The sequence below is a fragment of the Brenneria populi genome, from assembly GCF_036016195.1.
Classification (GTDB): domain Bacteria; phylum Pseudomonadota; class Gammaproteobacteria; order Enterobacterales; family Enterobacteriaceae; genus Brenneria; species Brenneria populi.
The window spans coordinates 366868-381277 of the sequence record NZ_JAYWTM010000001.1; the positions used below are offsets into that span (position 1 = coordinate 366868).

At 60.8% G+C, this 14410-nt stretch carries 12 protein-coding genes; 2 read left to right on the top strand and 10 right to left on the bottom strand.

What is annotated here, in order from left to right:
- Positions 1-3: 3 nt before the first annotated feature.
- The 3 genes from VSX58_RS01680 to VSX58_RS01690 form a co-directional block, all read right to left on the bottom strand.
- Complete coding sequence (locus tag VSX58_RS01680) at positions 4-366, bottom strand: response regulator (protein ID WP_327616523.1); 363 nt, start codon at positions 364-366, stop codon at positions 4-6.
- The gene (locus tag VSX58_RS01685; RefSeq protein ID WP_327616524.1) at positions 366-2339 is read right to left on the bottom strand and encodes a methyl-accepting chemotaxis protein; all 1974 of its coding nucleotides are present in this window, start codon (positions 2337-2339) and stop codon (positions 366-368) included. The genes VSX58_RS01680 and VSX58_RS01685 overlap by 1 nt, the downstream gene beginning before the upstream one ends.
- 353 nt (positions 2340-2692) lie before the next feature.
- Complete coding sequence (locus tag VSX58_RS01690) at positions 2693-3448, bottom strand: GntR family transcriptional regulator (protein ID WP_327616526.1); 756 nt, start codon at positions 3446-3448, stop codon at positions 2693-2695.
- Between the two features lie 335 nt (positions 3449-3783).
- On the opposite strand from VSX58_RS01690, the gene VSX58_RS01695 reads away from it, so the two are divergent.
- The gene (locus VSX58_RS01695) at positions 3784-5166 is read left to right on the top strand and encodes a cation:dicarboxylate symporter family transporter (RefSeq protein ID WP_327616527.1); all 1383 of its coding nucleotides are present in this window, start codon (positions 3784-3786) and stop codon (positions 5164-5166) included.
- 145 nt (positions 5167-5311) lie between these two features.
- Positions 5312-6535, top strand: a complete 1224-nt coding sequence (locus VSX58_RS01700; protein WP_327616528.1) for an MFS transporter — start codon at positions 5312-5314, stop codon at positions 6533-6535.
- Between the two features lie 148 nt (positions 6536-6683).
- Here the strand turns inward: VSX58_RS01700 and VSX58_RS01705 are convergent, their stop codons facing one another.
- The 7 genes from VSX58_RS01705 to VSX58_RS01735 all read right to left on the bottom strand — a co-directional run bounded on the left by VSX58_RS01705 (position 6684) and on the right by VSX58_RS01735 (position 14006).
- On the bottom strand, positions 6684-6860 hold the full coding sequence (locus VSX58_RS01705; protein ID WP_327616529.1) for a hypothetical protein: 177 nt from the start codon (positions 6858-6860) through the stop codon (positions 6684-6686).
- A complete protein-coding gene (locus VSX58_RS01710; RefSeq protein WP_327616530.1) occupies positions 6857-7657 on the bottom strand; it encodes an ABC transporter ATP-binding protein in 801 nt (266 codons plus the stop codon). The genes VSX58_RS01705 and VSX58_RS01710 overlap by 4 nt, the downstream gene beginning before the upstream one ends.
- On the bottom strand, positions 7654-8670 hold the full coding sequence (locus VSX58_RS01715; RefSeq protein WP_327616531.1) for a FecCD family ABC transporter permease: 1017 nt from the start codon (positions 8668-8670) through the stop codon (positions 7654-7656). Before VSX58_RS01715 ends, VSX58_RS01710 begins: the two co-directional genes overlap by 4 nt.
- Positions 8667-9764 carry an ABC transporter substrate-binding protein gene (locus VSX58_RS01720; RefSeq protein WP_327616532.1) on the bottom strand — a complete coding sequence of 366 codons (1098 nt, stop codon included), beginning with the start codon at positions 9762-9764 and terminating at the stop codon, positions 8667-8669. The genes VSX58_RS01715 and VSX58_RS01720 overlap by 4 nt, the downstream gene beginning before the upstream one ends.
- Positions 9765-10032: 268 nt before the next feature.
- The gene (locus VSX58_RS01725) at positions 10033-11547 is read right to left on the bottom strand and encodes an amidase (RefSeq protein ID WP_327616533.1); all 1515 of its coding nucleotides are present in this window, start codon (positions 11545-11547) and stop codon (positions 10033-10035) included.
- 78 nt (positions 11548-11625) lie between these two features.
- Entirely contained in the window at positions 11626-12678 is a 1053-nt protein-coding gene (oxdA, locus tag VSX58_RS01730) for an aliphatic aldoxime dehydratase (protein ID WP_327616534.1), read from the bottom strand.
- Between the two features lie 419 nt (positions 12679-13097).
- On the bottom strand, positions 13098-14006 hold the full coding sequence (locus VSX58_RS01735; protein WP_327616535.1) for a transporter: 909 nt from the start codon (positions 14004-14006) through the stop codon (positions 13098-13100).
- Between the last annotated feature and the right edge of the window lie 404 nt (positions 14007-14410).

Consider the following 14410-nt stretch of genomic DNA (forward strand, 5'->3'; position numbering starts at 1 on the left):
GCTTCAGCCTCCTCCCAGCCGCGCCAGCGCTGTTCGCAGCGCCGGCAGCGCCAGCGGTTTTTCCAGAAAACCGCTGGCGCCGAGCTCAAGGAAGTGGCGCCGCGTCTGCTCGCCGTTGTGTCCGGAGACCATCAGCACCGGAAGCCGCGATCCTCCCGCGCGCAGCGCGCGCAACGTATCTTCGCCGCTTAATTTCGGCATATTGATATCCAGCAACATCAGATCGAACGGCTGCTGTCGCGCCAGCCGCAGCGCTTTTTCGCCGTCCGCCGCCAGCGCGCCGGAGTGCCCCAGGTCGCGCAGCAAGCGGGCGGCGATGCGCAGATTCAGCGTATCGTCATCCACCACCAGTACCCGCAACGCCATTATTCGCCGCCCGACAGCGCGCGGATTGTCCGTACCAGACGCTGCCCGCCGTCATACAGCGGCTGGCCGCTGGCCAGTTTTTGCTCCGCTTCGCTCATCTTTTTCCGGTTAATCAAATCGACCACCGCGCCCACCTCGGCATGGAACGCCCGGTGCGCATCGACCAGCGCCTCATACTCCGGCGTGCCGCCTCGCTGCGCCTTGCCCGGGCCGTTCAGCCAGGCGCCCAGGGCGCAGCTATCGTCGCGGCCGGCTTTCGGATCCAGCGCCAGCTTGCGGTTGATGGCGTTGCGCAGCGTGACGCGCCACTGCCGGTGGCTGGCGATAGCCTGCGCGAAGTCGATGCATCCGTCTTTGCCGACGGCATCGCCTTTTTGCGCCAGGCGCAGCTCGCCGGAATCCACCTCCGCCAGCGTGGTGTCGCGATCGGTAAGACGGAATACCCGGATGGTGTTATGCACCAGCGCGACCTGCCGATTGAGGGCGTTGGCCGCCGAGGCCAGGTCGTCCACCATCGTGGCGTTCTGCTGCGTGATGGTGTCGAGGCCGGAAATCTCGTCATTCACCTGGCCGACGCCGGTTGTTTGCTCGCGCGCGGCGGTGTCGATCTGTTCCAGCATGGCGCTGACCTGGCCCACGGCGTCGGTCACTTCCTGCATCCTGCTCAGGGCTTCGGCGGCGCGCTGGCTGCCTTCATCCACGCGCGCGCCCGACTCCTCAATCAGCGCGCGCACCTCTTTGGCGGCGCCGGAGGTGCGCTGCGCCAGCGCCTGGATTTCCGTCGCCACCACCGCGAACCCTTTGCCTTTTTCACCGGCGCGCGCGGCTTCCACGGCGGCATTCAGCGCCAGGATGCTGGTTTGAAACGCGACCCCTTCGATGACCTGAATGATGTCCTGAATGCGCTGCGACGACTCTTCGATGGCCCGCATGGTGCTCACCACGCTTTGCACCGCGTCGTCGCTGCGCAGTACCGCCTCGGCGGTATGCCGTGCGTGTTGCGCGCCGCCGTTGGCCAGATGGGTGGTTTGCTGAATGGTGCGGTAGATCTGCTCCATGGTGGAGGCGGTCTGCTCCAGGCTGCCGGCCTGCGCCTCGGTGCGGGTCGCCATATCTTTGTTGCCGTTGGCGATCTCCTGGGTGCCGCCCAGCAGATTAGCCACTTCGTGGCGTACGTCGCGCACCACGGTGCGCACCGAAACATTGAGCTGGGCCAGCGCCAGCTGGATTTGGGCGATTTCGCCGCGTCCGGTGACCGGCACGAAGCGGGTGAGGTCGCCGCCCGCCATCAGGTTGGCGACCCCGATGACCTGGCGCAGCGGCGCGACGGTTTGACGCATCAGCAGCCAGGCGGCAAGCAGCGCGCAGCCCGCCGCCGTCGCCGCGGCTCCCCACAGCGGCGCGCCGCCGAGCTGCGCCAGCAGCGGTCCGCCCGCCGCCAGTATGCTGATAAGAACGATACTGCCGCGCAGCCCGGGGTTGAGCCAGCGCGTAATCCTGCCCGTCAGCGTACGGCGCACCAATTGCCCGCGGTGCAGGGTATGGCGCCGGCGTCCCCGTTCCGCCTCCTGGCGCATCGTCGCGTATAGCCGTTCGGCGGCGGCTATCTCTTCATCGGGAGCGCGCGAGCGCACCGACAGGAAACCGACGGTGTTGTCGCCGTCGCGCACCGGGGTGACATTGGCGCGCACCCAGTAATAGTCGCCGTTCTTGCGCCGGTTTTTTACCAGCGCCGTCCAGGGCAGGCCCGATTTAATGGTGGCCCACATATCGCGAAATGTTTCCTGCGGCATATCGGGGTGGCGCACGATATTGTGCGGCTGGCCCAACAGCTCCTCGCTGGTGAAGCCGCTGACATTGATGAAATTCGAGTTGCAGTAGGTAATATTGCCTTGTAGATCGGTTATCGAGATAAGCGTTTGATCTCCTGGAAAAATATAGAGATTCTGGGTGACGGGCAAATTTTTTCGCATGCTGGGGCTCAGTGATATTTCCGCAGATAATAAATAACTATCGGAAATTGTCAGCCGATCTTTAACACAGTTAACGCTTTTCGTTGGTTGTTATTCTTTATGCGCAAGAATAACTTGGAGAAGGGCGGCGTGGTTTGAAACCCGCCCGGCGCGGCATGGCGAGGCGCTTCGCCGCCGCGGTTGAAAAAGCCTCCATGACCAGGGGGGACCTGCTCGCGCCGCATAAATATCAAATCCTGCGATTGTTGACCACGACCGCGCAACCTGGCATTCGCTGGCACATCGCGGCTATGGTTCCGCGCCTATCGTTGACGCCGGACGAATCGCGAAATAGGACGCATCTCTTGCATGCGCTAATCGTTTTCCGCGGCGCCGGGCGCCGAAGTTGCGCGATTGAGCTGTAGCACCACGGAAAAACGCGCCTCCGGGTGCACCGTTACCGATATCTCAAACGCCCGGCCCGCCGCATCCAGATAGTGCCGCACCACTTTCAACGCGGCCGCACCGGTTTTCAGCCGGCGCGCTTTCGCCATCGCGCCATCCGTTACGCTACAGACGCCGATCTCCTGGCGGATCCCCGCTACGCGCCGGCCGAAACGGTTTTCTATCATGGCACAGATCGGCGTGTTCGGCTGTCGATGCACATCCGCGACGATTTCCGCATAGTCCGGCGCGATATAGATGTCGCTCCAGCCTATCGGCAGAGGTTCGCCTTCCTGCAAACACAGGCTTGAAATGCGTAGCCACAGCGTATCCGGGGTACAGGCAAGCGTTTTGGCCAGCGAGCCGGCGACCTGAACGGGGCCGACGTTCCGTACGACGCGGATATGCTCCTTGCCGGACTGCACCAAATCGTCCAGCGATGCCGGCGCCGGCTGAAAATCGTTGCGCGCCTGCGTGGCGGTAATGCGCGTGCCGACATTTTTCCGCCGCGTCACCAGACCGAGCAACTGCAGCTCATTCAGGGCGGCCCGCACCGTGTGGCGGCTGGTGCCGTAAAGTTGACACAACTGCATTTCGGTAGGCAGCAGCGACCCCAGCGGGAAGAATCCCTGCGTGATGCCGTCCATTAACTGGCGCACCAGTTCGATGTAGTTGAGCTTGCGCATCTCTATCACCATTAACTTACTTAAAATAATTATAAAATTAGACTAACACGCGATCCGTCACAGAACGCGATGATGGCTACTGTTCCGTAACAGAAAAACTCATTATTTTTAAAATGTCCGAACATATTATCGCAAATAAGTTCGGGCATATGCCGTGAGGGCCTCTGTCTGTTCTGTATTTGATGGTCCTTGTTCAGTGCCGCACGCAGCCTTAATGATATCGATAGCGAAGGCGCGCCAGCCGATGCCGGGATTGGCGCGTTTCCTCGGCAAACCACCGGGGTCATCATTTATACGAAGTCCATCAGCGATCGTTCGTGGCGGAGGCTAACGCAATGAATATTTCACCAGTCACTCCAAGCGCAACCAAACGGACGCCGTGGTATCGGCGTCTGGGAACCCAGGTTTTCATCTCGCTCATTTTGGGGATCGTAACCGGCCTCATTTTTCCGTTATTCGCCACGCAATTCAAACTGCTGGGCGACATGTTCCTCAACCTGATCAAGGCAGGCGTCGCGCCGCTGGTTTTTCTGACCATCGTTCACGGCATCGCCTCCGCGGGGGACGCCCGCAGCGCCGGACGCGTGGGTTGGCGCGCCTTTGTCTATTTCGAAGTGGTGTCGACCTTCGCGCTGATTTTGGGATTAATGGCGGGCAATGTCATCAAAATCGGCAGCGGTATGTCGCCCCAGGTAAGCGGCGCTCCCGCTCTGGATATCCACCCCGCCGCTACGCCGGGTTTCGCGGAGTTTCTGATCCACATCGTGCCTGACAATTTCATTGGCGCTTTTGCCAAAGGCGAACTGCTGCAGGTTGTGGTTCTGGCGGTTATGGTGGGTATCGGCATCCTCGCCATCCCAGTCGAGCGGCGCAAACTGGTTAACAATAGCCTGGATATGATTTCCGAAATACTGTTTGCGTTTATCAACCTAGTGATGAAGCTCGCGCCGCTGGGCACTTTCGGCGCGGTCGCATACTCGGTGGGAAGCAACGGTTCGACGGTACTGCTTGCGCTGGCGGAATTGGTGCTGGTTTTTTACGTGGTGATTGCGCTCTTCGTTATCCTCGGAATGGGGCTGATCGCGCGGCTGGCCGGGTTCAGCATATGGCGCTTTCTGCGTTATATAAAAGATGAGCTTATCATCGTCCTCGGCACCGCCTCCTCCGAGAGCGTGTTGCCCCGTCTGTTGATCAAGCTGGAACGCCTGGGCTGCGCCAAGCAGACCGTGGGGCTGGTGCTGCCGACCGGTTACGCCTTTAATCTCGACGGCACATCCATATTTATGTCCATGGGCGTCATGTTTATCTCCCATGCCTACGGCGTTCCGCTGTCGCTGGAAACGCAGATCGGCATTTTGCTGCTGATGCTGTTGACCTCGAAAGGGGCGGCGACGGTTTCCGGCGGTTCGTTCGTGGTATTCGCCGCCACCGTGACGTCGACCGGCATCCTGCCCGTCGAAGGGCTGGCGCTGATATTCGGCGTCTATCGTTTTATGTCCATGGCGATCGCCACCTGCAACACCGTCGGCAACGGCGTGGCTACCCTAGTGGTCGCCAAGTGGTCCGGAACGTTCGATGCCGTTCAGGCCGAGCGGCATCTCTATCCGGAGCGCTATCCTGAAACGGCGCAGGAAGACGAGGAGTTGGATAACGGCGAGACGCTGCCGGAACATCGGGCGTTAACATCAGAAGCGGAGTCGCCGGCGCGGCGGTCTTGACGTTGAGGTTCGCTAACCCCGCTTGCGCCCGGCGAACGGCATTAGAGGTCGCCGCGTTCTGCGCTAAAGAACGCAAAGCGGCATTACAATCCGCGATGATGCGATATAATGCCCGAACCTTCACCTTGATATGATAAAGACCATCATGATGTTGTCTCAGGTTCGGCAGGGCGCTTTCTCGCATAATAAACTGTTGTTGATATGCGGAACCGGGTGGCTGTTCGACGCGATGGACGTAGGGTTATTATCCTTCATTTTAGCCGCCTTGAAACAGGATTGGGGGCTGACGGCCGCGCAGATGGGGCTGATCGGCAGCGTAAATTCCATCGGTATGGCGGTCGGCGCCTTTGTTTTCGGCCTCTATGCCGACAGAAAGGGGCGCAGGTCGGCCTTTATGCTGACGCTGTTGATGTTCAGCGTCGCCAGCGGGCTAAGCGCCTTCGCCTGGGGGCTGGGCAGTCTGCTGGCGCTGCGTTTTTTCATCGGCATGGGGCTGGGCGGCGAACTGCCGGTGGCGTCGACGCTGGTCAGCGAGAGCGTCGCGCCCGAGGTGCGCGGACGCGTGGTGGTGCTGCTGGAAAGCTTCTGGGCCGTGGGCTGGCTGCTGGCGGCGCTGATCGCCTATTTCCTTATTCCATTGCCCGGCGTCGGCTGGCGCGGCGCGATGCTGCTGTGCGCGCTGCCGGCGTTTTACGCGTTCTATCTGCGTTTCAGCTTGCCGGATTCGCCGTACTATCTTCATCTGAGCCGGCAAGATAAAGAATCATCGTTCCTTAGCAAGATCGCGGCGCTGTGGGCCGGCGAGTACCGCCGCCGCAGCCTGATGCTGTGGATTGTGTGGTTCTGCGTGGTTTTTTCTTATTACGGCATGTTCCTGTGGCTGCCCAGCGTCATGATGATGAAGGGGTTCGATCTGGTGAAAAGTTTCGGCTATGTCCTGGCGATGACCGTCGCCCAGCTGCCGGGCTATTTTTCAGTCGCCTGGCTGATTGAACGAGTAGGGCGGCGGTGGGTGCTGGCCGTTTATCTGCTGGGCACGCTGGTCAGCGCCTATTTCTTCGGCAATGCCGATTCCGGCGCGCAGTTGCTGTGTTACGGTTCGCTGCTCTCTTTCTTTAACCTGGGCGCCTGGGGCGCGCTGTATGCCTATACGCCGGAACAGTACGCCACGCGGATCAGAACCACCGGGGCCGGCGTCGCCGCCGCTATCGGACGCGTCGGCGGGATCCTCGGACCCTTGATGGTGGGATATCTGGTTTCGGCCGGCGTATCCATCGGCGGCATCTTCTCGCTATTCAGCATAGCGATCCTGCTGGCGGTGCTGGCGATCGTGATTTTAGGGAAAGAGACCGCGCGCACTGCGCTGTAAGCCGGGCGTTGTTTAGCGATATCGCCGCATGAAAAAAACGCCTGACAATTCTCTGCGCCTTGTCAGGCGTGGCAACTTGGCCCGTCCGCCTGGGCGCGCCTGATGCGGATATGCGCCGATGGGTAAACGGGGGGACGCCGTCCGAGGATTAAATCAGCGCGGTGACGAAATGTTCGTAATAGCGCCACTCTTCTCCGGCCTCGCAGGGCGCCGCGGCGACGGCAAAAACGCGCAGCTTCCAGGGTTTATTGAATGGCGCCTGCCCCTCGCGGTGGCTTAACGCCGCGGCCAGCTCGCCGTTATCCGTGTTGCTGATAGTGGTCATGAGACTCTCTTTTGCTTAAAGCGCAACAGGGTGGCGCCGTCGAGCGGATCGGTCAAATAGCGGACGCGCACGCCGAAAGTATCGAGCAGCAGTTGCGGCGTCAGCACTTCGAGCGGCGGCCCCAGCGCGATCAGCCTTCCCCGATCCAGCACCGCCAGACGATCGCAGTGCAGGGCGTGGTTGAGGTCGTGCAGGGCGACCAGCGTGGTTACCGGTAAGCGGCGAACCAGCGTCAGAATGGCCAACTGATGCTGAATATCCAGATGATTGCCCGGCTCATCCAGCAGCAGAATTTGCGGGCGTTGGGCCAGCGCCCTGGCGATATGCACCCGTTGGCGTTCGCCTCCCGACAGGCTGTGCCAGCGCCGGGCGCTGAGATGCGCGGCGCCGACGTCATGCAAAGCCTGCCGCACGATGGCCTCCTCTTGCGCCGACCAGGGGCTTAATGCCGACAGCCACGGCGTGCGGCCCAGCGCGACGACGTCGAATACGCTGATAACGTCTTCGGTGTCGGCCTGTTGCTCGACGATGGCGATCGCGCGCGCTCTGCTCCGGCGCGGCCAGCGCCGCAGGTCTTTTCCCCCGAGCAGGACGGCGCCGCCGTCGGGCTTTCGCAGCCCGCCCAGTAACTTGAGCAAGGTGGATTTTCCCGAACCGTTGGGGCCGACGATACCGAGGGTTTCTTTATGGCCCACCGACAGCGCGACATCCTGTAGCAGCAGAGAACCGCCGTGCTTGAAACTTAAATTTGCACAGCTAAGTACGGCAGGTTCCGACAAGGGCGGGACGGCGGTCATCGCGTTCTCCTTCTGTCCAGCAAGATCAGGGCGAATACCGGGGCGCCGACCAGGGCGGTGATCACCCCGACGGGGATCACCTGGCCGGCGATCAGAGTGCGGGAAAGAATATCGGCCGCGATCAGGAACAGCGCGCCGCATAATGCGCTAAACGGCAATAGCCGGGCATGCCGAGTGCCCGCCAGCAGGCGTACCGCGTGGGGAATCACCAGCCCGACAAAACCGATAGAACCGACGATCGACACCATAATGGCGGTCACCAGCGCCGCGCAGCTTATCAACAGCAGTTGTATCCGGCGGACGGGAATGCCAAGCCCCGCGGCAGAGTCGACGCCGAAGGAGAAGGCGTCCAACGCTCTGCGATGCCACAAACAAACCAGCAATCCCAGCAATGCCATCGGGACCGCCAGCCATACCGCGGACCAGCGGACGCCGCTAAGGCTTCCCAGCATCCAGAACATAATGCCGCGCGCCTGTTCGGAACTGGCCGACTTGGTGATTAAAAAGGCGGTAAGCGCATTGAACAACTGCGAACCGGCAATGCCCGCCAGAATGATCTGCGTTGCCGGAGCGGAGGCGCCGCCCGCCCTGGCCAACAGCGTGACGAGGATAAAGGCGCAGATGGCACCCGCAAAAGCCCCGCCGGAGAGCGTGAGGACGCCGGCCCCCAGGCCGAACAGCGCCACCAGCACCACGCCGGTGGACGCGCCGGCGGAGATGCCGAGCAGATAGGGGTCGGCCAGCGGGTTGCGCAGCAGCGATTGCAGTATCACGCCGCATGTCGCCAGGCCCGCGCCGCAGGCGCCGGCGACCAGGGCGCGGGGCAGCCGGTAGTTCCAGATAATCCCCTCGTCGATCGGGTCCAGCGCGTAGCCCGCCGAGCACAGTTTATTGATTATCACCTGGATAACCACGGCGGGTTTAATCGATGTTTCGCCGATGGCGATCCCCATCAATACCGCGGCAAACAGTATCAGGCAGGCGATAAAGCTTGCCAGCCATGCGCGGGTCATTTGGACAAATCCGCCCGATCGATGAAGGCGGAGGCAAGGGTTTCCAGACCGTAAAACATTCTCAGACCGGCATGCATCGCTTCGGCGTCCAGGATAATAATGCGCTTATTCTTGACCGCGGCCATGTTGCGGGTGACCGGGTCGTGTTGCAGAAACTCCAGCTTCTTCTGGTAGTCATCGGCAGGGAAACGCCGCCGATCCATGCGGGCAATGATAATAAACGTCGGGTTGGCTTTGGCGATGGTCTCCCAGCCGACGGTCGGCCACTCTTCGTCAGACTCGACGATATTGCGCACTCCCAGCGTGTTCAGCATAAAATCAGGGATGCCTTTGCGCCCGGCGACGAAAGGATCGCTTTTTAGATCGCTGCTGGAGAACCAGAAGAGCGCGCTGGCGCCGGTGAAATCCTGGTGCTGCAACAGCGCCCGGGCTTTGGCCAGGCGGGTCTGCAACTCCTCATTCAGCTGTTCGCCGCGCGGCTGAACATCGAAAATCGCCGCTAGCTGGCTGATGCTTTTATAAATACTCTCAATACGGAAAGTTTCCTGGCGCGTGCCGTCGGCGCCGATCAGGTTGTTTTTGCCTTCGCAGTCGGAGGGCATAAGGTAGGTGGGAATGTTTAATTCATGGAATTGCTGTCGGGTACCCACCGCGCCCTGCGGGCCGACCATCCATTCAAACTGTACGACCACCAATTGCGGGCGTTTGCTCGTTACCGTCTCAAACCCCGGCGCGTTATCGGCCAGGCGTTCGACTTTATCGTTCTGCGCCTGGTATTGCGGCAACACGTTATTGAACCAGAGCGACGTTCCCGCCATTTTGTCCCCCAGCCCCAGGGCGTAGAGCATCTCGCTGCCTGTCTGACCGATAGTCACCGCTTTGGTCGGCGCGTGCTGAAACGTCAGCGTACTGCCGCAGTTGTCTATCGTCAGCGGATAATGCGTGGCCGTAGCCTGGGCGCCGGAAAAGAAACCGGCTCCGGCCAGCAGCATCAGCAGCGGCCACGGATTGCGGCGGCGGATCTTGTGCCGACCGGGAAAATGGGGGGGATTGAACGGCGGGGCGTTGAAAAAAAACGCGTGGTTGTGCGGCATATTATCTCCATAGCGCCGGCGCGTTTACGCCGCCGCCGGCAAGGCAATTTGTGGGTCCATCCGCCGCCCGGCCGGGCGGCGCGCTGTAGACGCGGCGTATACGGCAGGATCGGGATAAATCCCGCCGTTTATCTCTAATGCCGATCGTTTAAGTATTGAGATACACGGGGCGACCACAGGGGTGAGGCGTTCCTACGGAAACCTCCCCCTGCGTTTCCCCTAAAAATGGGCTTAAGTGAACAACATTAGCCGTTTATCTCGCGGTTTTTTAGCAGGCGCGCCAGTCGCCGGACGCTTCGAACGCGGCGGCGGCCTGGTAGATCGCGCCTTCGGCATAGTGACGCCCGACCAGCATCATCCCCACCGGCAACCCCTCGACCAGGCCGCAGGGGATCGACATGGCGGGGTGGCCGGTAATATCCAGCGGCGCCGTATTGCCGATCATTTCAAACGCCCGCGAAATATATTGGGTGACGGAGCATCCTGGTTCAGGCAGGGGCTGCGCGACGATGGGAACCGTCGGCATGATCAACAGGTCATAGTTCGCCAGCTCACGGTCATAGCCGGCGCGGGCGCGGCGCGCGATGTTCTGGGCCTTGGCATAGTAGCGGCCGTGGTAGCGCTCCAGCCCGTATTGGCCGACGAACATACAGATTTTCAGCGAAGCGGACAGCGCGTCGGCCTGGGATCGCCACTGCGCGTGCTTATCCAGCAGCGCCACGTCATATTGGCCTTCCCAGTTAAACCCCATGCCGTTGCCGTGCATCATCTGCATGGTCAGCCCTTCGCAGCCGATCGGCGTCCAGAGTGCGCCCGCCAGTTGATGTTCGGGGAGCGATATTTCGCCTACGGTTGCCCCCAGACGCTCAAGGCGGGCAATGGCCTCGCGGACTTTGTCGGCGACGCGCGGGTCCTGATTGGCGAGCTGGAACCCCTCGGTCACGATGCCGATCTTCAGGTCGTCAACGCCGCGGTCCAGAAACTCACTGTAGGCCTGCACCGGCGGCGCATACTGACGCGGATCCAGCCCGTCGGCGCCGGCGATCGCTTCAAGCATCAGGGCGTTGTCGCGCACATTGGCGGTAATCGGGCCGGCGTGATCCACGGTGGCTTCGATCGGCATGATGCCGGTATAAGGCACCAGACCGTGGGTCGGCTTCATGCCATAGGTGCCGCAGAATGCCGAAGGGATGCGTATGGAACCGCCCTGATCGCAGCCAATGGCCATATCGACCGCGCCGGCGGCCACCAGAGCGGCGCTGCCGGATGAGGAGCCGCCGGCGGCATAGCCGTGGCGGTTGGGATTATGCACCGGCGCCGGGTCGGAGGTATGGCTGCCGCCGGACAGACAAAAGTGTTCGCAGGTGGCTTTGCCGATGATCGTGGCGCCGGCATCCAGCAGACGCGTGACGATGGTCGCATCATAAGCGGGAACGAAGCCCTCCAGCGTCGATGCGCCATTCATCATCGGCACGCCGGCCAGAGAGATATTATCCTTGAGCGCGACGGTACGGCCGGACAGTTTGCCTGTTTCGGCGCCTTTCACTTCGGTCTTGTAGTACCAGGCGTTAAGCGGGTTTTCCGCCCCTTCGGGGCGATAGCCGGCCTCGCGCGGGTAGCGCACCGCGGGGAGCTCGTCGGGCAGTTCGTCAACCAGATCGTAGGCGTCGAAATTCGCCTGCATCAGCGCCAGGTATTCACGCGCCAGTTCCGGCGTAAGCGGGATATGTAAGCGGCTGGCGATCTCTTGCAGTTGTTCAGCGCTTGGGCGTTCAATAGCCATATGATTTCCTCTGTTAATGCGGCGCTTTATCGATACTTCGTTGAATACGCCGGATGGGTAGATTGAAAAACGGAATAATCAGCGCCCGGATTGCGCATCGCGCATCATCCCGGTTTGCGCATGACAGTTGATGTATTCGAACATCTGGTGGCGCGCATCGGAGACCGAAACTTCGTGATAAAGCCGCAGTTTTTGCAGGCCGGTGACCACGCGGAAAAACGTAGTGAATATGCGCAGGTGGGTGGGGTGGGATTCCGCCCAGCGCTCCAGCCTATCGAGCGAGCGCCAGTGGCCGATGTCGTAGGCGATATCCAACAGATTGCCGTCCAGATCGATGTTGCGGACGAAACGGTTGCTGTAGCAACCCAGCGCCTGGCCCTCGTCGCGCAGAAAATCCATGCCGTCCTGCAGGGGCGGCAACATCTGCTTAAGGTACAGCTCGCGCTCTTCTTCCCCGGCGTCCGCCCAGTCCTGCCCCGAACGGATCAGCGCGATATTGTCATGGCCCTGTACCACCACGCGCCCGCCTTTAGCGGGATCGCCGCAGAGAATGCGCAGCTCGCCGGAGGGTTGCATCCAGTCGGTTTGGGAGATGGGGAAACGGTCGCGTACCGAGCCCCAGTAACCATGCTCCTGCACTTCGCCGCTGATGTTATCCATAATGGCGCCGACGCCCGGCAGATCTTCTGTAAACGCGTACAGGGTTTCGAACTGCTCGGCGCGCGGCGCGACAATCTCGCGAAAATAGCCCAGCCCCTCGTTCAACCGCGCCCCATCCTCCCACCAGCCGGCGACCGACGGCGAACGCAGCCAGCGGCAGTACGCGCCCGGATCGCGCCAGTAGCCGGCGACGATAAAGTTGCCGTAGCCCTGGCCGTCGAGGTGATAAGTTATATCGTGGTTCCCCGGACCGTCGGCGAGACTAAAACTTGAGACAATGCGCCGCATGGCCCGCAGCGCGGCGTCACGCTGCCGTTCGCGGAACTGTACGCCAAGATAGGCCATGACTACCTGTTCGAGGCTGTCATCGGCGCGGCTCGCGAACATCGGAAAGGGCGGCTGGTAGTCATCGTGAACGCGACGGGACAGCGTTCGGGGACATTTCAAGTGTTTGTCGATGGCGGATTCCATGGGCGCTCCTGGTTTATGTTCAAGATGAAGCCTGCCGAATAGGCTTATAGTGATGGCCCGGATACAGCGGGCTATCCCTGGCCTGGTTAATACTATGTAGGGGGAAGGTTCCGGATGCTTGCTTCACCGGGACAGCTGTTTTGCTGAGAAGGACAACCGGCTTGCCGATTCGCCGCACGGGGGCGTTATGCCGGTTTGGGCGGTTTTCTTCTTGAGGCGCGCAGGGTAAATCGCGCGCTGACGGCGAAGGGGAAATGCCTGGGGATGAAGCGGTTATCTTCGCGGGCTGGGCCGACGGCGCTCAATACTTTCCCGCCGGATGCGGATGCCGCGGGGCGCCGGCGCGGTTTGCGCCCGCCATCGCACGGGGCGGTGACGGACGCCGTTTGAACGCGCCGGGTCTGCCGACCCGGTTGGCGTCAGAACAGCTTCAAGATGCGCACCGTGGTGCTGAAATCGGTTTTGAATCCGCCGTCGGCGCTGGCGTCACGCTGCACCAGCCACTGCACCTGCAGATCGGGCTGCACGAATTTCGCCATTTGCAAACGCACCTGCTGTGAACGCGTGGCGGCGCCGTTCGCCGCGCCGTTCAGATATTGAACGCCGCCCCAGTTTTTGGCATAGCCGGCGGCGAAGGTCCAGGTTTTGTCCTGCGGAGGCGTATAGGTCAGCCATAGTTGCGCCTGGTAGCTGTTGTCCTGTGAAAGCGTGCCCTGGCCGCGGCCGAGGGCGTCGTCATTGTCGCCATACCAGGTGGTATCGAACGACGCCTGCGCGATAAAATTATCGCCAAGCCGCTGCGTTCCCCCTACCTGTAAATCAAACTTCCAGCGGTTTTCGCCGATGTTCAGCGTTTCCCCGGCGTCATAATTGCCCATAGGAAGGTAGATATAGGGCACAATGGCAAAGGTTGTTCCCGCAGTCGGGTTATTCACCAGCCAAACCGGCGCGGTGACGATCGGATCGCCCAGCCCTGATGCCGAACTCAGCCGCGCGCCGGCCAGTCTGCCGTCATAGAGCCGCCCATAGGGTAATAATACCTGTGGCGCCACGGTGAAACCGGCGACGTCCATATAATGAACGTAGCGGAAAATACCAACCAGCGAATTCAGCCGGGTAGCATCTTTTATATAATCGCCGCCAACGGGTTTATAACTGTCGCGGCTGGCGTAGGTAAAATAGGATATAAAGGCGTCGGTTCCCGCCGGCGCGGGGACTAAATCCAGCGAATCCAAATCTACCGCCTGAGCGGATTGAAAAAATAGCAGCGCCGCCAGAGGAATAAACCGGCGCCGACGCCAGATAGTGCGATGCATAAAATCTCTCATACGCCAACCTTTTATTGCCGATGGAGAAACATTATCGTCTTTAATCTGTTCAGGGCGGCGCTTTGGGCATTGCAGATGATTATCAATTACCGACTCCATGACATCCCCTCACTTTTAATACGGGCTAATCATTACGGCCTGTCATGTATTTCAGGCCTTATTGACTGCGCCTCGCGCGCTGTGGGTCACAACGCGGACGCAATCGATTGCAGAGCCGGGATATATCCCGCTCCTGATTGACACTTTTAACCCGATAGCTATGGCGCCGCATGGCTCAAATGGACAACGGATGTACTCAAAAAGACAGTTTGCGCGGGGGAGAGAAAACGATCGCGTGCTGCGTTGCAGCCGGCGTCGGCAGGAGATAAAAAAGCGACCGCGCCCTGTAGGACGCTGTCGCTCAG